The organism is Trichocoleus sp. AS-A1 (assembly GCF_039962015.1).
GTDB lineage: Bacteria > Cyanobacteriota > Cyanobacteriia > Cyanobacteriales > FACHB-T130 > FACHB-T130.
This window is the reverse complement of the sequence record NZ_JAMPKG010000006.1, coordinates 109,229-127,788: the sequence shown is the minus strand read 5'-3', so window position 1 is coordinate 127,788 and position 18,560 is coordinate 109,229. Positions and strand designations below refer to the sequence as shown.

The window sequence follows — 18,560 nt, the reverse complement described above, 5'->3', positions numbered from 1 at the left end:
ATTAACCAGTAACGCAGAAATATTTCCACTGCTCATTATTGGAATTGTCGCCAATCTCCAAAGTAAGTAATTCAGCAAGAGTTTTTGCTTTTTCGTAATTATCTTGCTGATAATCACACACATGGATATCAACGGTAACTTTCCCTTCTTCAGGCCAAAAATGCAAGGCGACGTGAGATTCTTCCAGTAAGAGAACTGCTGATACTCCCTGTGGTTGAAAAGTAAAAGAAAGCTGACCAACGGGGGTTAGATGGGCATCTTGAGCCGCACTTTTTAATGAATCTAAGAAATCGGCTTCTGTCCAATCAAAAATAGATGGAGAAGCGATGAGAATCGCTGAAAAATGATGGGATCTAAGCACCGCTTGTCCTTTTAGCCAGCACCTTGAACAAAGTCAAATAAAGCGTGAGCCATCTGCAATTTACTACAGGGTTCAATCTCTACTTTGCGCCCTTGATTGTCAAGAAATACGGCTTGGTTGTTGTCGCTGCCAAAACCAGCATCGGCTTGATCGATGGGATTGGCAACAATGGCATCCAAATTTTTCTTCTGCAACTTCTCCAAGGCTGGCATCACAATATCCCCAGTCTGGGCGGCAAATCCAATTAATGTTTGATGCGGCTGTTTGAGACTCGCCAATTCTGCCACGATATCGGGTACAGATTCTAGAGGTAAGGAAGCGGGAAGCGATCGCTTCGGCAATTTCTGGGTACTATACTCGGCGGGTTTCACATCTGCCACCGCCGCCGACATCACAATCAAATCGGCATCGGGAAAACACTCTAACATCGCCTGCTGCATCTGCTGGGCGCTCATCACACCAATCGATTTCGCCTTTTGTAGAGAGGCGATTAATGGTGTCTCCATTGGCCCATGCACCAGGGTCACAGATGCACCGCGATGCAGTGCAGCTTGTGCTAATGCGAATCCCATTTTGCCAGTCGAAGGATTACCGATGAAACGCACCGGATCGAGATGTTCTCGCGTTCCTCCAGCACTAATTAAAACTCGTTTCCCGGCTAAATCTCGCTTACCGCCAGTGTGCAATAGAGATGTAATTTGCGGCAAAATTTCAGCAGGTTCTGCCATACGTCCAGCACCGACGCGATCGCAAGCTAACAGTCCAGCACCGGGACCAACACTGTGATAGCGTTTATCTGCGAATACCTGTTGCCAATTGCGTTGCACTGCTACCTGTTCCCACATATCCGTATTCATTGCCGGTGCTAACAGCACCGGACACGTGGAAGCGAGGACGGTATTCGTGAGCAGATTGTCAGCGAAACCATAAGCCAACTTGCCTAAGGTATTCGCAGTTAGAGGAGCGATCGCAAAAACCTCTGCCCATTCTCCTAACTCAATATGCAAAGGGCGTCCGCGTGTCGGTTGCCAGAAATTTTCATCCGTATAAGCAGGATGACGGGACAGCGTTGCCACGGTTAGGGGAGTGATAAATGCTTGAGCAGAATCAGTAAGAATTGCGCGAACTTCCACCCCAGTTTTCGCAAGCGCCGAAATTACCTCACAAACTTTATAGGCGGCGATACCGCCGCCTATCCCTATGAGAACTCGTCTGCCACTTTGCATTTAAGCTTCATCGAAGGGTTGAAAATCCAGTAGGTAGAGGTAGGGTTCAACTAAATCTGGACGTTGAAAAGCGATCGCTCTGAGCAAATGCCAATCATCCAATCCTTCAAAAGGATTGGTGTAATTATCTTGCTCTAGCCGTACAGCCAGATGTTCCACTTCAGTTGCCGTTACAGCAGAAATATCCCGGTTGGAAATGCTAACAGTTGTCATTGACCGCGCCTCCCTCAATCTGCATCTGTGCCATGTATTATACAGATGCAACAAACCATTTTATCTTAACGCCATTACTGGCGATCGCTTAATATAAAAAACGTCAAGTTAGCGGGTCTACTAGCTTTAAACCGGAGATTTCACCGAGTGGGAATGGGGAATGGAAGGGAAGACTCGACACCCACTACCCATTTCACTCTGACGACTGCTATTAGCGGCTAGCGCCGATCAGATATTTGCCTTGACAAACTTCCGCATCACTTCTAAAGCTGCCGGTTGAACCTCATGCCCCATATCAAATTCCTGGTATTGTACCGATATTCCTAGTGCTGTTAAAGCGTCCCGTGCCTTCTGGGCAGCACTCAGCGGCACCACAGAATCTTGTCTCCCATGCAAAATTAATACAGGTGGATAAGTCGCATCAGGTTTTGGAGAGAGAGGATGCAAATAGCCGCTCAACACGACTAAACCCGCTAAAGGTAAATTCAATCCTACATCCAGCGTCATTGCTCCGCCTTGAGAAAAGCCACACAAAATTGTGCGTGAAAGAGGGACGCCGGTAGAACTTTCTAAAGATTTGAGCCACTCAGTTAGCATTTGCTGACTTTTGACTAAATCCGCAGACTGCGAACCTCCTGGCTTTCCAAATTCGTACCACATTCGCCCCCCCGCTACATAGGGATTTGTAAAAGGGGCATCGGGCACCAAAAACTGATACTCCGGTAAATTCAAAAATGGGGCTAAGGATGCCAACTGTTGGGCATTCCCTCCAAAGCCATGCAATACGACAATCAACCCAGCAGGCTGTTGATTCGTTGCCGATGGAACCGAAATTACTGAGAGAGACAGAAGCTTACTCCTAACAAATGCGACTCACCAATCAGAGATGCTGGCAAAGCTCTCATCTTTTAGGATAATGTGGCGATCGCAATCCAGGCTAATCGATCCCTGTTGCTGTAGCTTGCTGAGCAATCGCGTGATTGTCACGCGGGTGGTACCGATGGCACTGGCGATATGTTGATGGGTGAGGCGTGCCCCCAGACGAGTTCCACCCGCCACAGGTTGACCGATTTCTTTTTTTAACAGCAACAACAGTCGCTGCAAGCGATCTTCGACCCGTCGCTGTCCGACAATGGCTAAAAGTGCCTCTGCTTGACGCATCCGTCGTCCCATTTGCGGCAAAATCATCTGAGCTAGACGTGGGGAAGCTTCAATTTCTGTGACTGAAAACCATCTTAAGTAGACATCACAGAGCGCCGTTGCCTGATAGGCTTGCAGCAAGGTCATCCAAAGACCAAAGAATGTTGCAGTTCCTGCCCAACCCAGCAACACTTCTTCACCATTCGGGCAAAGGGTACTCAGCTGCACCAAACCTCGATCGATCTGCCAAATGCCCTGTGGCACGAGGGGAATTAGGTCTCCCTTGGCATAAAAATGCAAACGACGCCCTTCATTGGGATCGTATTGCTCGATTGCTAGAACTGCTTTGGAAGTTGGAGGCATGGCTGTAATTATTTCCAGCTATGAAAATTTGGCGATGGATAGCCACTGCCACTGTAACCCCCAAAGGTAAAGGATAAGTAATCTTTTGATTACTAAAGGCTTAAAAAACAGTGTGCGAATCCTTTTAGATGGTGCCATCGCACCTTTGAAGGGTAAAGGCGATCGCATCTAAATTGTTCCAGATTCACCCTGAAAATAAAGAGACTGGCGATTGATAGCCAGTCTCTGTTTAATATTCCAAGGGAAAAAATCGGTAATCCAAACGCTAAGAATCCATCAGTAATTGGTCAAAAACTCATCACCAATCACTGATTACCCTTAGATTTTGGTGCCGCAATCCGGACAGAAGTTGTTGCTGGCGATGTTTTTCGCACCGCAACCGCTGCAATAGACTAGCTCTGTGGCTTTTTCCAACTTGCGGCGTTCTGGCAAGCCAATCATTTGAGCGTTACTCTTGCCAGGAGCCACCATTGGGTAACAGTTTTCGTCCCGTTTAACTTGGGCTTCCAGCAAAACGGGGCCATTGTGAGCCAACATTTCGGCGATCGCATCTTTCAGTTCTGAGCGATCGCGGATCGACATTCCCTTAATCCCAAATGCCTTAGCGAGCATCACAAAATCCGGCATCCCCACTTCCATATTTGAGGACGAGTAACGCTCTCCGTAGAACGCCTCCTGCCACTGACGCACCATTCCCTGCCAGCCATTATTGATAATAACGGTCTTGACATTTATGCCGTATTGTGCCAGTGTGCCCAGTTCCTGTAAATTCATCTGGAAACTGGCATCGCCGCTAATACAAATCACCTGTTCGTTTGGCAGCGCTACCTTAGCACCCATCGCCGCTGGCATCCCATACCCCATCGTGCCTAAACCGGCACTAGAAATCCACCGACGCGGCCCATTTTTGAGAAATTGCGCCGCCCACATTTGGTGCTGACCTACATCTGTCGTGTAGTAGGCTTGGGGAGCTTGATTCGCTAGTTCTGAAATCACCTCTTGCGGTGCCAGACTATCGGGGTATTGGGGCACCACGAGGGGATAGTCTTCCCGCCAGCGATTAATGCGTTCCAGCCATGCTTTCGTTTGATTTGGCTCAAAAGCCGCGTTGGTTTCCTGACATCGGCGCAGCAAGTCAATCAACACGTTCCGCACATCGCCGACAATGGGAACTTCCGGAGCGCGATTTTTTCCTACTTCTGCGGGGTCGATGTCAATATGAATGACCTTGGCGTGAGAAGCAAATTCATCCAACTTACCCGCCACGCGGTCATCAAATCTAGCTCCCACCGCAATCAGCAAGTCGCACTCGCTGACTGAAAAGTTAGCGTAGGCGGTGCCGTGCATCCCCAACATTCCCAGTGAGAGGGGATGGTTCTCGTCAAATGCACCAATGCCCATCAACGTCGTTGTTACGGGGATTTGGAAGAGTTCCGCCAGTTCCTGAATTTCTGCATGGGCACCAGATGTAATCGCGCCTCCACCCACATAGAGCAACGGCTGCCGTGCTTGCCGAAGTAAGGTACACGCTGCATTGATCTGACGAGGATTGCCCTTCACTGTAGGACGATATCCCGGCAATCTCACTGTATCCGGCTCCACCGGCACATAGTCAAATTCCGCTAATGCCACATCTTTGGGCACATCAATCAACACGGGTCCCGGACGTCCCGTACTGGCGATGTGGAACGCTTCTGCCACAATCCGCGCCATGTCTTCGGGATCGCGCACAACATAGGAGTGTTTCACAATCGGCAGCGTAATTCCGAAAATATCGGTTTCCTGAAACGCATCGCTGCCAATCGCGTTAAGAGCCACCTGCCCCGTGACTACCACCATTGGAATCGAGTCCATGTGGGCTGTTGCAATGCCTGTCACTAGGTTCGTTGCCCCAGGGCCAGACGTGGCAAAACAGACACCTACCTTGCCAGTGGCACGAGCATAACCATCCGCCGCGTGAGCCGCGCCTTGCTCGTGTCTTGCCAGAATGTGATGAATCCCGCCATCCGTTTGTGCCCGATACAGTTCATCGTATATCGGCAGAATTGCACCACCCGGATAGCCAAAAATATGCTCAACACCGTGACGCTTCAGACTGTCAATCAGGGCAAAGGCACCTGTTCTGCGGCTGCTCATTTGACGTATTGATTCTTTTTCCGAGACGCTTTGCGATCGCACCATGAAACCTCTCACTATAGCTACGTTCTTTTTTAAGATTTCTATCTAATTCAGCATTAGAAATAGGGGTTTAATTCTTAAGTCTAATCCTGATATCAATTCCTGTCGAGGGATTAACCCCCCAAAAACTCGCGAGTGTTTATTTTCTGTGACTTTAAGGTTTATTGTTTCGGTTCACGCCACCAAGAAGGAGGTGCGCCAAGGATACTGGCTAAGGGCGGCTGACTTAATGAACGCGCCTTCAATCGGGTTGTAACGCTGAGCGCGTCCCCTTACCCAGCAAAAGGCAAAGGCGTTTCTAGGAAGGACTGGCTACAAGATGTTACTCCTCAGTCCTCCTTTCAAGCTAGATGACATCTTCCAAAACATTACGGGTACTGAGCCACGCCCAGACACCAACGATATTCACGATAATGCTCATGCTTAAAAGAACGCCTCGCAAGCCAAATTGATCCGTAAGCGGGCCAGCGATCGCTAGCGGCGCACTCAGTGCAATATTGACAGCATTATTCTGAAACCCAAAGACTTTGCCGCGCATATTTTCTGGGGTTGAGGCTTGAATCAGAGTTTGCATGGGTACGCCAATGAGCGAGGCACCCAGCCCCAACAGCGCACTTAATCCTAAGCCCATCCAGAGATTTGTCGTCAACGTAAACACACCCAACACAAAGCCCATACTCAAAAAACCCAATAGAGGCAAAGGCTTGTGGTGGAAGCGATCGCCCCAATGCCCCAACACCCCCGCACCAAAGACCATACCCACCCCAGCAGCGGATAATAAAAAGCTAAATTGACCCGGCTCATTGAGACCAATTTCCTTTGCCAGCTCAATTGCCAGTACAGTTAAAGCCGCAAACACCGAATATAGAATCGTCAGTTGTACCATCGCAGTCCGAACCAGGCGTTTTTTCCATAAATAACGGAAGCCTTCTTTAAGATCATTCCAAGGATGAACTGCGATCGACTCAATCGGAATCGGAGCTTCTACGACTTTCACTAACTGGCTGAGACCAGCAGCCAACAGATACAGAAGCGCCACCAAAAATTCTTGACCATAGATTCCCCCCCAAGTTCCGGCTAGACTTAACAGCGGCTCGCCCACGGAGAAACCGACAATCATAGAACCCATCATGGTGGTTGTAAACAGCGCGTTTGCCGTCATTAAATTTTCGCGTTTAACCAAGAGGGGAATCGCCGCCTGCTCTGCTGGGGCAAAAAATTGCGTAACTGTCGAGAGCAAAAACGTAATTACTAAGAGAACTAAAAACTGCTTTGGCAATATCGGAAGCAATAGTATCAATAAAGCGCGAATCCAATCAGAAGCCACCATAATTTGCTTCTTTGGAAAGCGATCTACAAAAATACCGGCAGCTGAGCCAAAGAAGATTGCAGGTAGTGTGAAAGCTACCATGATGGCGGAACGCATAGAATTTGCCCCCATCAGCGACGTCTGATAGTTTTCCAGCAACGCAATCAACAAAATGAAGAAGACCTTGTCTGCTACCTGAGACACGATCTGCCCTACCCAAAGAATGAGAAAAGGCCGATTCTTCATCAGAGCGCGAAAGCCACTACCAGAAGCCGGAGGTTCAGCTGGAAACATAAGAAGAGTTCAGGAGCCTCTTGAGTACATCTTTAAGTGTGCGCTGGCGAGAGTCACTTGTGCCAGTCGAGTAGCCACTTTTTGTCAAAGTTCTTAAAAGCCACATCTGCCATAATCGCTATCCCACTCTATATGCTAAGAAGCATCCAGTCTCGTAAAGATTCCAAAACCCATGACTTTTCCCGCATCCGTAGGGGTTAGAACCCCTGTATAGCTGTTGTTTTTACCTTGTGTATAAACCGCAATGCTTCGCAGAAAATTGTCACTCTTTAAATTACGAAATCATTCCCTTGACAAATTTCATATTGTTTTCCTTGATGGCGAATGCCTGAAGCCCGATCCTGTGCTAAGTTAATCACTGAGAATTTAATTCGGCTAAGTGAGTTGGTTGTCTACGTTGACAGGCGTCTCTCCGAATCTAAGTCTCTACACCATCTGCAGAAAGCGAGATACTTCCATGTCAATCTATGTAGGCAACCTATCCTACGACGTCACCCAAGAAGACCTCAGCCAAGTTTTTGCCGAATACGGAACTGTTAAGCGGGTTCAGCTACCCACTGACCGCGAGACAGGCCGCCCACGGGGTTTCGGTTTTGTAGAAATGGAAACTGAAGCTGAAGAAACGGCTGCCATTGAAGCTCTAGATGGAGCGGAGTGGATGGGTCGAGATTTGAAAGTTAACAAAGCCAAACCTCGTGAAGATAGAGGACCCTCTGGCGGCGGCGGTGGTAATCGCAGACCCAGTAGCGGTGGCTTCTCTCGGCGCTACTAAGTTTTAAGACAAAAACATTAACAAGTCTAGTCTCCAGCAGATTGACACTTCCACTGCTCCACGCTGTTTTTACTTTCTATATATAGAATGGGCGTTCTAGCAGTGGATTTTTATTTAAAAATGCTGACATTTCTAAAATCCTGAATTGTTAACCTTCCTTTACATTTTTGTTGGCATCAGGTATTAAATAGTGCTGATTCAATAAAATTTTGACGGGTTTTAGAAACTTTTTAGTCGCAAATTCCCTACTCCTTTAATTAAGATTGACAGAGCCGTAAGGGGGAAAAGCTAATTAAATACATTGCTCCCAACCCAAGACCTAGTCAGTAAGTAGGATTAATTATTTGTGGGATGGGCTAAGCGATCGCGTCACCCCTGTAAGTGTTGGGCTTGCTAGGTCAATCCCACCTCCAAAAATCTTCAATTGAATTACATTCGCTTACTTACCCAGCAGTTAATTCAGTCAGTCAGGACGGGGGGGTAATTCAGAGGGCGAGAGCGAACCTGGTTCGCTGGGGGTTGGTACGGTAGCAGGATTGGCAGGAGTACCAGCGGCAGGAGTAGCAGTGGCAGTACCGGCAGCAGGAGTACCGGCAGCAGGGGCACCCGTGCCAGAAGCCTCTGGGGTACCAGGGGCAGAGGTTGCGGCGGGGGCACCCGCTGCTCCGGGAGGGGGCGCTGGGGGCAGCGGCGGTGGGACGATTGGAGCCGGGGCTAAGGTAGGTGGAGCGGGGACTAAGGTAGGTAGAGCCGGGGCTAAGGCAGCAGGTGGCGGTGGGGGTGGCGGTTCAAAAGTTTCAATGGTAACCGCTCTGCTAATTTGTTCGCCAGCTCCATTGGTGACTTGCAGCGTAATCGTTTCACTACCCGGTTTCTGACTGAGAGTGTAGGGGATACTGCCCTGAACGGGAACCGTACCGGGTGCCGGAAGCAGCTCAACTTTAATATTGCTGCCGCCTTCTACTTTCCAAGATATTTTAATAATTTCACCAGGTTTTACCTGATTGACTGGAACAATATATTTGGGTAAAGCTTCTTGATTGTTGATTTTAAAATTAACAATTCTCGAAGGTTGGGCTGTAATTTTAATCGCATCCGTCTTCTTGGAATCTGATGGTTCCTGCTGTCCTGTATTGGGAACGACCATCATTTCAAAGATGTAGTCTCCTGGTTTGCGGGCATCTGTAGGCACATTTTTACAGATTAGCGCTGCTTCGGCAGTACAGTATTTTGCCAAACCCTTTGCAACACCTTTGCTGAAGTCAAACCGCTTCAATACACTATTTACCGTACCGTCAGGCGAGCGCCCGATCAACTGCAACTCCTTGATCTGCTCTGGATTCACGACTCTCCAATTGAGGTGAATTTTATTGGCATTGGTGGACTTACCAGGGACTTCTGCATAAATCGGTCTTGTAGAGGAAAACTCGATAATTTTTGGGGGAGGCTCCGGTTCAATTTTGATCGGACTCGTCTTCAGAGTATCCGATGCGACATCTTTTCCTTTTTTGGAGAAGACTTTCAGTTCAAAAACATAGTCACCGGCTTTGCGGGCATCTGTCCGCACATTTTTGCAGATTAAAACCTGACGAATCGCGCAAAATGACTTGAGTTGCTCTGGAACACCCTGGCGGAAATCGTAAGAAATGGGTTCAACGGTAGCTGTACCATCGGGCGATTGCCCGGTGAGCAAGAGCGACTGGATCTGATTTGGGTGGCGAATTTGCCAACTCAGACGAATTAAGTCATCTTCAGAGGCTTGATAGAGAGCATCTGAAGAGCTAAATTGAAGAATTTTTGGCGACGGCTTTGGCTTAAAGAAGATCAACCAAATCAGGAAAGCGATCGCTACCAGAATTCCTAAAGAAAGCAGTAGTACCAACAGGAACTGCCACCAAGGACGGGGTTCCCAATACAACGTCCCTTGTGGGGCATCATTAATTAAGGGCAACTGCTGCGTATCTTCAACTTCAACGCCGAAGCCGATCAACCTCCCTCCCCCATACAGAGGGCGACGCCACCACTTGAGCGGTTTTACCTGAACTTCGGCGATGGCTAAAGAAAAAGGCGCTATCCGTATCAAGGAAGGCGACACCGTGTAAGAACACACATCCTCCTCATCCAAACTTTTGGCTCGCAGGATAACCTCGCGCGAGGTGTTGCCCCCATTGTTTAATCTGAGTTCGTACAATCCCGATAGGCGTCTCACCTTACCGACCAGGGTGCGGAATTCTACGGTCAGAAGGTAAGTCGGGAGAATTTCTAGGTAAATGACATCCAGCAATACCAAGTCTGGATTGTTAACAGAATATAAGCGAACGGTAGGATAGTAAGTTCCTGCCAGCGCGTCCATTGGCGGGTTTAACACCAGCAGAATTTGCCCAGTATCTCCGGGGTTGAGGTCTAATCCTGTCGTTGTTGTCACCAGTCCCGGCGACTCTAGCCCTTCCGGATAACGCACGCTAAACCATTTCTCGTCCAAATCCGGGCACATCAGCCGAAACCGATCGACTCTGGCAGAGCGGTTGTGTACGTTCACCACAACTTGCAACAGCGAACCGGGTTGGAGACGAGCCGGAACCGCAGAACTGGTGATTGGCTGAAGACTAAAGGTAGGATCGCTAACCCGAATGGCAGTCTCAATCGGCGGTAAAACCTGAAGTCGCGCTTGATGGCGGATCGGGGTATCTTCCGGGTAGTGCTGCGGCGCATCGACGACCAACAGGTAGGGGTAGGTGCCCGGTTTCGTCTCGACTGGCACCTGAAACTGAAAGATGACCTCGCTGGTAGAGTTGGAACCTAACGCCAGTCGCTGATGGGGAGAAGTACACCACTGACGGAGCGGTTGGGATACTTCATCGATAAAAATATCAATTAAGGCGCTTTGATTGCCCTTGTTGCTGACCGTGATGCAGAGATCGAAGGTCGCTCCGGCGACGAGGGCGTAGTCTCCGGAAGGATTGAGGATCACCGCGAGGGGATTACCGGGAGCCAGCGCTTGGTGGATGGTTTTAGGTAACTGCTGAGCGCCTCGTTTGGCAGCAAGACGCATCCGATAGCGTAATTCGCCTGCTACTTCCGTCTCCTGTACAAAGCCTTGAGCAACCAGATCGTCCAACAGCGCGATCGCTACGTCTTCCCCTGAGCCTGTACGATCTGCCACCTCAGCCAGACTAACTTCGGATTTTTTACGCATCATCCATTGCACGATCTGTCGCTGGGACTCAGGCAGCGTCAGGACATCGACCATTGTGAGACCACCGGCTTTTTCATCCTGTCTCTCTAAGGAACCAGCATCGAACGGTTGTCTCGTTGTCATTGTTTCCCTCCCCAGAAATAAGGACTGAGGAGACGCGATAAATCGGCGTCTCTACACGGCTGAAAACTCAGTGAGGCTTCTCGCTCAGTTCTCCGTTTTTTCACCTCAGTTTTGTTGGTCGCACTGTAGTTGGGGTAGCCGATCCGCACGTTTTAACCTCACTTCAGTATCGTCACTACCACTCAGCACAAAGATAGAGTTTCCGACCGTCTTAATATCTACACTATTAATATGCCAAGACTGACCAAACGAGCCATCGATTTTTCTGCCTTTTAACTGAGAATCCCGCTTACCTTCAGCAGTCAGAGGCCAAAGCATCACTCGTCCGTCATCCCCTCCACTCACCAAGTAGCAACCATTTGCGCTCAATGCTACCGAGCGAACTGACTTGCCGCCATGACCATCCGACCATTCATCCAAAACTTCACAAGGTCCCTGCTCGGCAAGACATTTTTGCATATTCCATAAGGTAATGTACCCCTGGTTATCAGCAGTGACTAAAAGATTTGGCTTGTATTCAGCACTATCCAAGCTGACGATGTAATCTTCCTGACCTCCTTGCCGGGGATAGGATACGCGCCCCCACTTGTCTTTTGCCAAATTCCAGACGACAAATTGGTTGAAGCGTCCTGCGATCGCTAGGTTTTTATCCGCTTTTCCCACCAATGCCAGAGCATTCACGACAAAATCAAATTTCTTCCCTCGCAGCGGTTGATTGGTAGCGTTAGGATTGTCGAGGTCGCGTTCCACATCCCACACTGCAACTAAACCACTCCCGTGACCGCTTAATAGATAACGCGAGTCTTTGGTGAATTCTAGAGCTAAAACCCGATCGTCCTTTTGGAACGAGAAAGAATTTATCGGTTGCTTTCTTTCTCCCGATACATTCCATAGCTGGATCTCTCCATTCTCCAAGCCTGCGGCAACCACATCATTGTCTACTGGTTTATAGCGGATGACCCGCACAGCTTTACCCGCCTTTCCCACAACTCCCATTTGTTGATTAAGCAAGGGATTTAGAAAGCCTGAAGTGCGCCATCTAATTGCGGTTTGGTCATTCGAGCCAGTAATGAGTTGCTCTCCGAGTCCATTAAATTGCACCGACGTGACAGAAGCTTTGTGTCCCCAAAATGGGTTGTAAGGGTTTAGCCACGACAGCGCCCAGAGCAAGAAAAGCAGCAAGATTAATCCAGTTAACTGCATCCAGATAGGGAGAACTGGCCGGACAAGCAGTTTCAAGATTTGGGTGTCATTTCGGACATCTAAGCGCTCATCCGACACAATCGCCTTAACTTCCAAAAGAAATCTTTGAACTGAACCCAACCACCGGCGTTTCCTCGTACAGACTAGCTGTAATTGAGTCGTCTCACCTGGCTTCAGGTCTGCCACTTCAGGGATGATCTGCAAATGGAATCTCCGCCGATCTTCCGCATTGACTTCGCAACTTACTTGCTGAGTTAAATTGCTGGCATTCTCAAAATTGAGTTTGTAAGTTGCGGAGTTAGACTTCCATCTCGGCAGCCAATTTCGCGATGGAGGGATTTGCTGTAAGGCTGGGGTGCAACTGAAATCTATAAATCCCGCAGCAACAACCTTAATGGCTCCTGCATTCTTTGATGGAGGACCATTGTGCTGAGTACATTCAACGGAAAAAGGGTATACCTGGCTGGGAGCAAGGGTGGCAATGGGTATTTGGCATAAGAAACTTGTTTCTACCTTGCTACCGGGTGCAACTTGCAGCCGTCGTTCGGCACTCTCGGCTAGCCAAGTCGGCTCTATGCCCGCAAAATGTAGCACGACGTTGGTGGACAGTTGGCTGGGATTGTATACCCAGACTGGTATTTCGATCAAATCTGTCGGATGAACAACAAATTCTCGGACTGGCAGTTCAACCTGCATGGGGATAGAGCCAGTTCCCTGCTCAATGGATATCCTCAGAAGTTGTCTTTCTTCTTCCCGCAGTTCCATTGAGAAGATGCGGACGGTGATATTCATTTTGCCGACAAACCCAGGAACGGGCGTGTCAGTAATCGCTACATAAAACTTTGTACTATCTCCAGGGGGTGTTTTGGCGCTAATTCCTGGAGATAGTTTATACCAGGAATTAGCTAAACTAGAGTCAGCACCAGCGGCTAGTAGTTCTACTTGAAAAGTTGCAAATTGATTGCTTTCATTCGTAACTGTTACTTCAAAGGCAGCGGGTATCCCTCCCGGTTTGTATCGAAGTAGCTGGGTGGATAATTTAGCGTAGATTAAACTTTTATTTACCATCGAAAATATACCTTTTTAGCGATAGCAGTCTTATTTGATTGAGGAGAGCTACCTTTTTTATGAACCGAGAAGACACAAATAGCGCTAAGGAAGAAGGAAAGAAGAGAGAATTTTATGAGTTCATTAGAATTACTTTAGTACCTAAATATCTAAATAACTGTTATCCGTTGCTAGCAAAAAATAAGAACACCGGAAAGATGCCTAGTTTGTGTTTGGAGTAGAGAATCTTTTAAAATTGTAGTTTGTCAAAAATCGCTTGTTTGACAGAGGGTTTGGCAACGGTTGACACAGGATTGTCTGCCCTTAATAATTGGGTGATTTGCCGTTTGCGCCATGCGAAATGCAGAAGGTTTATTCCCAATTCTTGGGCGGTACGAATCGTTTCTCGCGGTAGTAAAAGCTTGTCATCTAATCCCCATGCTGCTGAGAGATTGCCAACGACTAAGATAATTCCTCCTCCATAGCCGAGTTGAATGGGCTGTTGATTTAAACTAGGTAAGGCTGCAAACAAGAAAGGCTGTGTCCGCAAGGGATGATTTCGGCTCAAGCGTTTGATATCCTTTAAGGGAGTTCCGAGTTGTTGAGCGATCGCCATGATGCTCTCAATCAGTTCTATGGCATCGGTGGCAGCATCGACTAGCAGGATACCCCCTGTCTCTAAATAATTTTTCAGGGCTTCAAATTCTCGATCGTTCAGATAGAGTGCCTGACGACCCGTGAAGTAAAGTAGGTCATAGCCTAAAGCGGCAAGCGGCAAAGACTTTTCGGCACCCAAAAAGGGAACTTGTCCAATCAGATCCGCTCCCTGTAAGCTTGGGTAAAGTGCAGGAACCGAATTGAGTAAGTACGAAAGATTGGAAAAACTGCGCCCATCGGCAGGTTGCTGCTGCGTGACTTGGGCAACACGGACAACTGCTTGAGGACGCGATCGCGCGATCGCTCGATAACGTAAATCTAAGCTATTAACTGTCGGAAAAAATACATCCTTGGGATTCTCTAATTCCTCGGACTCAGATTGCAGAAAAATTCGGCACAATTCCACTTCCATTTCACTCGGTGGAGTGGTCTTTTCATCTAGCCGGAAGGTTTCCTTTTCAAATTCACGAGACTCTTTCCGGCGCAATTTCTCCGGATCGACATAACTAATCGCTAGATAAACCATCTGAGGGTTCTCTGTCAGCGTCTCACCCGACACCCGAAATTCAATCGGTTCGGAAACAACAATCGGATTCCCCGCTAAATCAATTGCAATTCCCGGCTGAATTTGTACCCAACGTCCATCCCGGAATTGCGGCGCGACTTCCGCTGGTGCTGCGATCAAGCGCACGCCTAAACCGCAGACAATTCCTGGCTGATTGAGCGACTGATAATGGATATTCTGTCTCTGTCGGTGGTACTCATGTGCCCGACGCCAACGGTCGGCATTCATCAACAGACCATCAGTAACTTGAAGACGTTCTAAAGGATTCGTTGGGGGTGGTGGAAACATAATGATTAATGGCTAATTAATGATTGCTAATTATTAATGACTCATGGTTTTTTTACTCAGATTACCCACTACCGATTACCTCTGCGATATCCAGATCGTAAGTGCAGAAAGCCGGTTTTTCTTGGTCGATGATGTGCCGCACCAATCCTTCATCAACTTGACCAGGTCGCTCAGGTCGCAGGCGTACAATGAAGTGATAAGGACGCCCACCGCCCAACATGGAGTCTTCGCCAAGGCGGGTTTCTCCTAACAGGAAACCTTGACCAAAAATTTCTTCAATACTAATGTGCTTATCAGCTTCTTCAGGTAGATGGTCGTCTAGGGGCAAGTCTGTATACAGATGTAGATAGAGCCGCAACCCCCGTCGCGTTCCTCGCCAGCGATAAAGTTCTACCGCCTGACGAATTAGATATCGCTGCCGATTTAGACTCCAACGGGCGTCCATCGGCCATGCTACCCAGTGGGCAAGAAAGGGTAACAGCGTCGCTGGCGCAGTTAACGGATCTAAATAAGCCCACAGGAGATCCATTGACTGCACTGCGGGTTCAAAAGTCTCCTCAAAAATCTTCAAAAAGCGACCAATAAAGTCTACTTCCCGATAGAGACTGGGTAAGAAATCTAGGTAGAGACTGCGGGGACGGATATAGAGGTTGAAGGCTGCGGATTCGATCAGTTGTCTGGCTGGTGTGACAAGCCCGCCCGTGCCTCCTTGCTCTGTATAGTACACATGAAGGCGGCTATGATAATCGACGACTAGGGTTCCACCCGACTCTAAAGACTGGTTGTTTTCAAAGAAGTTGGCTGGAATTTGGAAATATAACACCGCATCCATCTGCTGACCTGGAGCAATTTCATGACCCTCCATCCCAATGCGATACCACTGGCTTGGGAAGTTGCCCTCAAGTTGCAGGTTCACCTGTAGAATTCGGGTTCCCAGGTTTTTTAGCTGCACCACCATTTCACTGGGTTCGCCTGGATACACAAGCAATTGATTGCTCGTCATGCCCTCGGTACTTACACTGCCACTGAGTGCCAGCGCATTGGCAGTGCTACTCGCCCCCACCGGCTGAACTGCCTCGGCAAGCTGCATGGGGGTGAGTGTCAGGTGTAAGATTTTACCGTGCGACGTGCTTTGAGTCATAGTCAGTGGTAAGTGCTGAAAATCAGGAGTAAGGGATGAGGAGTTAGTGAGGAATCAGAAAGTGAAAAGCCAGAAGTCAGCAGTCAAAAAGCTAGAGGAACTGATACTACTTTCTCATTCTCTTCACGCTTGCACTTAATCCGGGCTTCGCACCGCTTCGTTAACAGTCCTGCACCCCTCAGTCCTTTATTGAATCAAGTTGACAACATGACCAGAGCGCAGGCGACTGTTCAGCCAGGAACAGACTAGCCCTAAAGGACCGGGATCGATGACGGGGTTTTGAGGCAGTGTCCGAACCCAGGTTTGTTCCTGCTGACGCAACTCAAACAGCTGCACCACACCTAAATAGCGAACGCCTGGAATTTGCTGGAATAAGGTAACAATGTCTGAAGGATAAACGGGGCGTCCGAAGGGCCAACCTTTCCCATCCATGCCGCCAGTAAGTGGGTTGAGGAAACGGTACAGCGCTACCCGTAATTTCAGGAGAATTTCTTCTTGGGCGCGGGGGTTATTGTACTCTGGCTCCAATGCCACTTCAGTTTGAACAGACACTCCGACATATTCGGGTGCTTGCAGACGCACTTGCACTCCCAGCAGCCGTCGCTCATTCAGGTAAGCGTGGATTTGCTCGCTCAGTTGAGGGCTGAGGGAAAATAGGTCTGGGTGAATGCCTTCCCCCCGCGCGATCGCATCCGTATTCGCTTGGGGCACCAGCATCAGTCGAACGGTTCCTGCTTCGCTACTATCGGTAGGAGTCAGACAACGGGCACGAGCAACGCCACCACCTGCTGCCTGTAGCGCCAGTACCTCAAAATCTTCGGGGGTGACGGCGCGATCGCGGGTACGGAGCATTGCAGGCACTCGGATGACAGCGTCTTCCAAAGATTCGGCGTCGGCACCGTTGCGGGCGGGGGTATGGTTAATGACTCTGGCAACGTAGGGAACGGCTGACTTGGGGATAGTAATGGTTCCCCGTTGAACATTGCCTTTTCGACCTCCTCCCGTGCGGTAAGCGACCATCCGAATCGCAGAGCCTTTGGGCGGCACCGCACCATATTGACGCTCTAGCGATCGCACTTCTTCAGGACGGGCGCTAGCATTCAACAGGCGATCGCTCACAAGGTTCTGCATCTGCGTTCTTGCGCGCAACTGAGTCTGCTGCTGGAGTTGGGCGGGTTCTCGAATCAGGGGGCCAAACTGAACCATCCCAGTCCGCGAGTCAATCGTGTAGTGAAGATCCTGAGGGCCAGAATCAGCAAAGTCATTGACTTCTGTCCATATTTGAGGCAAGGCTCCAGGCGGACTTACCAAAATGTATTCATCTTCCCGCCGTGTCAAGACAGGAACGCCTTGCAATTGGAAAGTTTGACCAGGCGTACCCTCGCTTTCTCCCAAAAGTTCATTTCTAATCTGTTCGCATTGAGAAGCAAGGACGGTGCCACCAATCGCCCTCGCCGACAAACTCACAATCCGCGGAGAACTACTGTAACCTGGTTGCGTAGGGTCGATGTGACTATAAACGCAGCGCAGCCAGCGACCCTGGTAGGTGAGGAAGTGGCTCACAGGCCAGCGTTGGGGCAGATGTAGCACGACGTCCCCACTTTGGAGGGGATTGCTTCCAGTCCGAGCGAATTCGCTGAAACTAAATCCTTTCGTGCCATCATCAGCTTCCTGCAACAAAACCGGCTGCCAGTACGCGCCATTCCAAGCTTCCCAGCGGCGAGGAGGCGCGTCGGGATTAATCCCAGTAGATGTCGCAACTTCTCCTTTAAACTTGACTGCCAAAACATTCCCTTCGCATTCGTCCTCCGGGTCGAATACCAGATAAAAGCAATTTCCCGACTGGGGTTGCTCATCAAAAAAGGCTAATTCTCTGCCCATCCACTCACCGTCAGGGCGCAGAGTCCAAAGGTTCGTGAAGCGATCGCGTAACATTTGGGGAGTATCTTCAACCGTCTGAGCGGTTAGAAAATGTCGGATACTGGGCTTGCCAATCACCAGCGGCTGGTTGGTACTGAAGACAATCGCTTGCTCAGTTTCTGTCCTGACGGTCGCAATTTCTACCCCAGATGGAATCGTATATGGTTCGGGCAAAGCAGCACTCAGATAAAAAGTCAGGTCTGTCTGAGCGGGAACCGGAGCTTGCAGGCGAACCCCTAGTAACTCTAAAAAAGCAACATAGTTGCGACGGGGAACTTGATTGAACCGCAGCAACATTTGATCGGTCAGCCACGCAAATAGCTCAATCAGCGTGATGCCAGGATCGCTAGGGTTATAATTCGTCCACTCCGGACAATAGCGAGGAATCCGTAGAATGCACTCATCTACTAAATCTTTGAATGTCCGATCATCTAAATCAGACTTCGGTAACTTGGGTAAAAAATCAAAGTCCATTATTAATAAATAATCGGTAACTAGGAATTGGTAATTAGTAATTGGGCAAAAGTTATAGAAATGCGATAAATGAGTAGGGATTTTGAATTA

General features: G+C 48.9%; 13 protein-coding genes. 1 reads left to right on the top strand and 12 read right to left on the bottom strand.

Annotated features, from left to right (window positions below):
* Position 1 precedes the first annotated feature (1 nt).
* From NC994_RS06780 to NC994_RS06750, 7 genes are all read right to left on the bottom strand, one after another.
* Positions 2–361 (bottom strand): S-adenosylmethionine decarboxylase, encoded by a 360-nt coding sequence (locus tag NC994_RS06780; RefSeq protein WP_190436997.1) that lies wholly within the window; start codon positions 359–361, stop codon positions 2–4.
* An 11-nt stretch (positions 362–372) separates the two neighbouring features.
* On the bottom strand, positions 373–1,587 hold the full coding sequence (gene coaBC / locus NC994_RS06775) for a bifunctional phosphopantothenoylcysteine decarboxylase/phosphopantothenate--cysteine ligase CoaBC (RefSeq protein WP_190436992.1): 1,215 nt from the start codon (positions 1,585–1,587) through the stop codon (positions 373–375).
* A complete protein-coding gene (locus NC994_RS06770) occupies positions 1,588–1,800 on the bottom strand; it encodes a DUF2555 domain-containing protein (protein WP_190412635.1) in 213 nt (70 codons plus the stop codon). It lies immediately after the preceding gene.
* A 228-nt stretch (positions 1,801–2,028) separates the two neighbouring features.
* Positions 2,029–2,649 (bottom strand): alpha/beta hydrolase, encoded by a 621-nt coding sequence (locus NC994_RS06765; RefSeq protein WP_190427142.1) that lies wholly within the window; start codon positions 2,647–2,649, stop codon positions 2,029–2,031.
* A gap of 24 nt (positions 2,650–2,673) precedes the next feature.
* Positions 2,674–3,303, bottom strand: coding sequence for a Crp/Fnr family transcriptional regulator (locus NC994_RS06760; RefSeq protein WP_190436990.1), 630 nt, complete (start codon positions 3,301–3,303; stop codon positions 2,674–2,676).
* A gap of 318 nt (positions 3,304–3,621) precedes the next feature.
* On the bottom strand, positions 3,622–5,484 hold the full coding sequence (gene ilvB / locus NC994_RS06755) for a biosynthetic-type acetolactate synthase large subunit (RefSeq protein WP_190427129.1): 1,863 nt from the start codon (positions 5,482–5,484) through the stop codon (positions 3,622–3,624).
* Positions 5,485–5,827: 343 nt separating this feature from the next.
* The gene (locus NC994_RS06750) at positions 5,828–7,084 is read right to left on the bottom strand and encodes an MFS transporter (RefSeq protein WP_190436987.1); all 1,257 of its coding nucleotides are present in this window, start codon (positions 7,082–7,084) and stop codon (positions 5,828–5,830) included.
* Positions 7,085–7,541: 457 nt separating this feature from the next.
* Between NC994_RS06750 and NC994_RS06745 the strand changes: the two genes are divergently transcribed.
* Positions 7,542–7,856: an RNA-binding protein gene (locus NC994_RS06745; RefSeq protein WP_190412631.1), complete on the top strand. Its 315-nt coding sequence runs from the start codon at positions 7,542–7,544 to the stop codon at positions 7,854–7,856.
* A gap of 463 nt (positions 7,857–8,319) precedes the next feature.
* Here NC994_RS06745 and NC994_RS06740 read toward each other — a convergent pair whose 3' ends face one another.
* The 5 genes from NC994_RS06740 to NC994_RS06720 form a co-directional block, all read right to left on the bottom strand.
* Positions 8,320–11,175: a hypothetical protein gene (locus tag NC994_RS06740; RefSeq protein ID WP_190436984.1), complete on the bottom strand. Its 2,856-nt coding sequence runs from the start codon at positions 11,173–11,175 to the stop codon at positions 8,320–8,322.
* A 105-nt stretch (positions 11,176–11,280) separates the two neighbouring features.
* Complete coding sequence (locus NC994_RS06735; RefSeq protein ID WP_190436981.1) at positions 11,281–13,446, bottom strand: hypothetical protein; 2,166 nt, start codon at positions 13,444–13,446, stop codon at positions 11,281–11,283.
* A 229-nt stretch (positions 13,447–13,675) separates the two neighbouring features.
* Positions 13,676–14,935 carry a DUF4159 domain-containing protein gene (locus NC994_RS06730; protein WP_190436978.1) on the bottom strand — a complete coding sequence of 420 codons (1,260 nt, stop codon included), beginning with the start codon at positions 14,933–14,935 and terminating at the stop codon, positions 13,676–13,678.
* A gap of 61 nt (positions 14,936–14,996) precedes the next feature.
* A complete protein-coding gene (locus tag NC994_RS06725) occupies positions 14,997–16,076 on the bottom strand; it encodes a phage tail protein (protein WP_190436975.1) in 1,080 nt (359 codons plus the stop codon).
* 186 nt (positions 16,077–16,262) lie between these two features.
* A complete protein-coding gene (locus tag NC994_RS06720) occupies positions 16,263–18,470 on the bottom strand; it encodes a putative baseplate assembly protein (RefSeq protein WP_190436970.1) in 2,208 nt (735 codons plus the stop codon).
* Between the last annotated feature and the right edge of the window lie 90 nt (positions 18,471–18,560).

Bases quoted from the DNA above. Each gene is read 5' to 3' on its own strand.
- coaBC (WP_190436992.1), bottom strand. From the start codon at position 1,587: ATGCAAAGTGGCAGACGAGTTCTCATAGGGATAGGCGGCGGTATCGCC.
- NC994_RS06770 (WP_190412635.1), bottom strand. From the start codon at position 1,800: ATGACAACTGTTAGCATTTCCAACCGGGATATTTCTGCTGTAACGGCA.
- NC994_RS06760 (WP_190436990.1), bottom strand. From the start codon at position 3,303: ATGCCTCCAACTTCCAAAGCAGTTCTAGCAATCGAGCAATACGATCCC.
- ilvB (WP_190427129.1), bottom strand. From the start codon at position 5,484: ATGGTGCGATCGCAAAGCGTCTCGGAAAAAGAATCAATACGTCAAATG.
- NC994_RS06750 (WP_190436987.1), bottom strand. From the start codon at position 7,084: ATGTTTCCAGCTGAACCTCCGGCTTCTGGTAGTGGCTTTCGCGCTCTG.
- NC994_RS06745 (WP_190412631.1), top strand. From the start codon at position 7,542: ATGTCAATCTATGTAGGCAACCTATCCTACGACGTCACCCAAGAAGAC.
- NC994_RS06740 (WP_190436984.1), bottom strand. From the start codon at position 11,175: ATGACAACGAGACAACCGTTCGATGCTGGTTCCTTAGAGAGACAGGAT.
- NC994_RS06735 (WP_190436981.1), bottom strand. From the start codon at position 13,446: ATGGTAAATAAAAGTTTAATCTACGCTAAATTATCCACCCAGCTACTT.
- NC994_RS06730 (WP_190436978.1), bottom strand. From the start codon at position 14,935: ATGTTTCCACCACCCCCAACGAATCCTTTAGAACGTCTTCAAGTTACT.
- NC994_RS06725 (WP_190436975.1), bottom strand. From the start codon at position 16,076: ATGACTCAAAGCACGTCGCACGGTAAAATCTTACACCTGACACTCACC.
- NC994_RS06720 (WP_190436970.1), bottom strand. From the start codon at position 18,470: ATGGACTTTGATTTTTTACCCAAGTTACCGAAGTCTGATTTAGATGAT.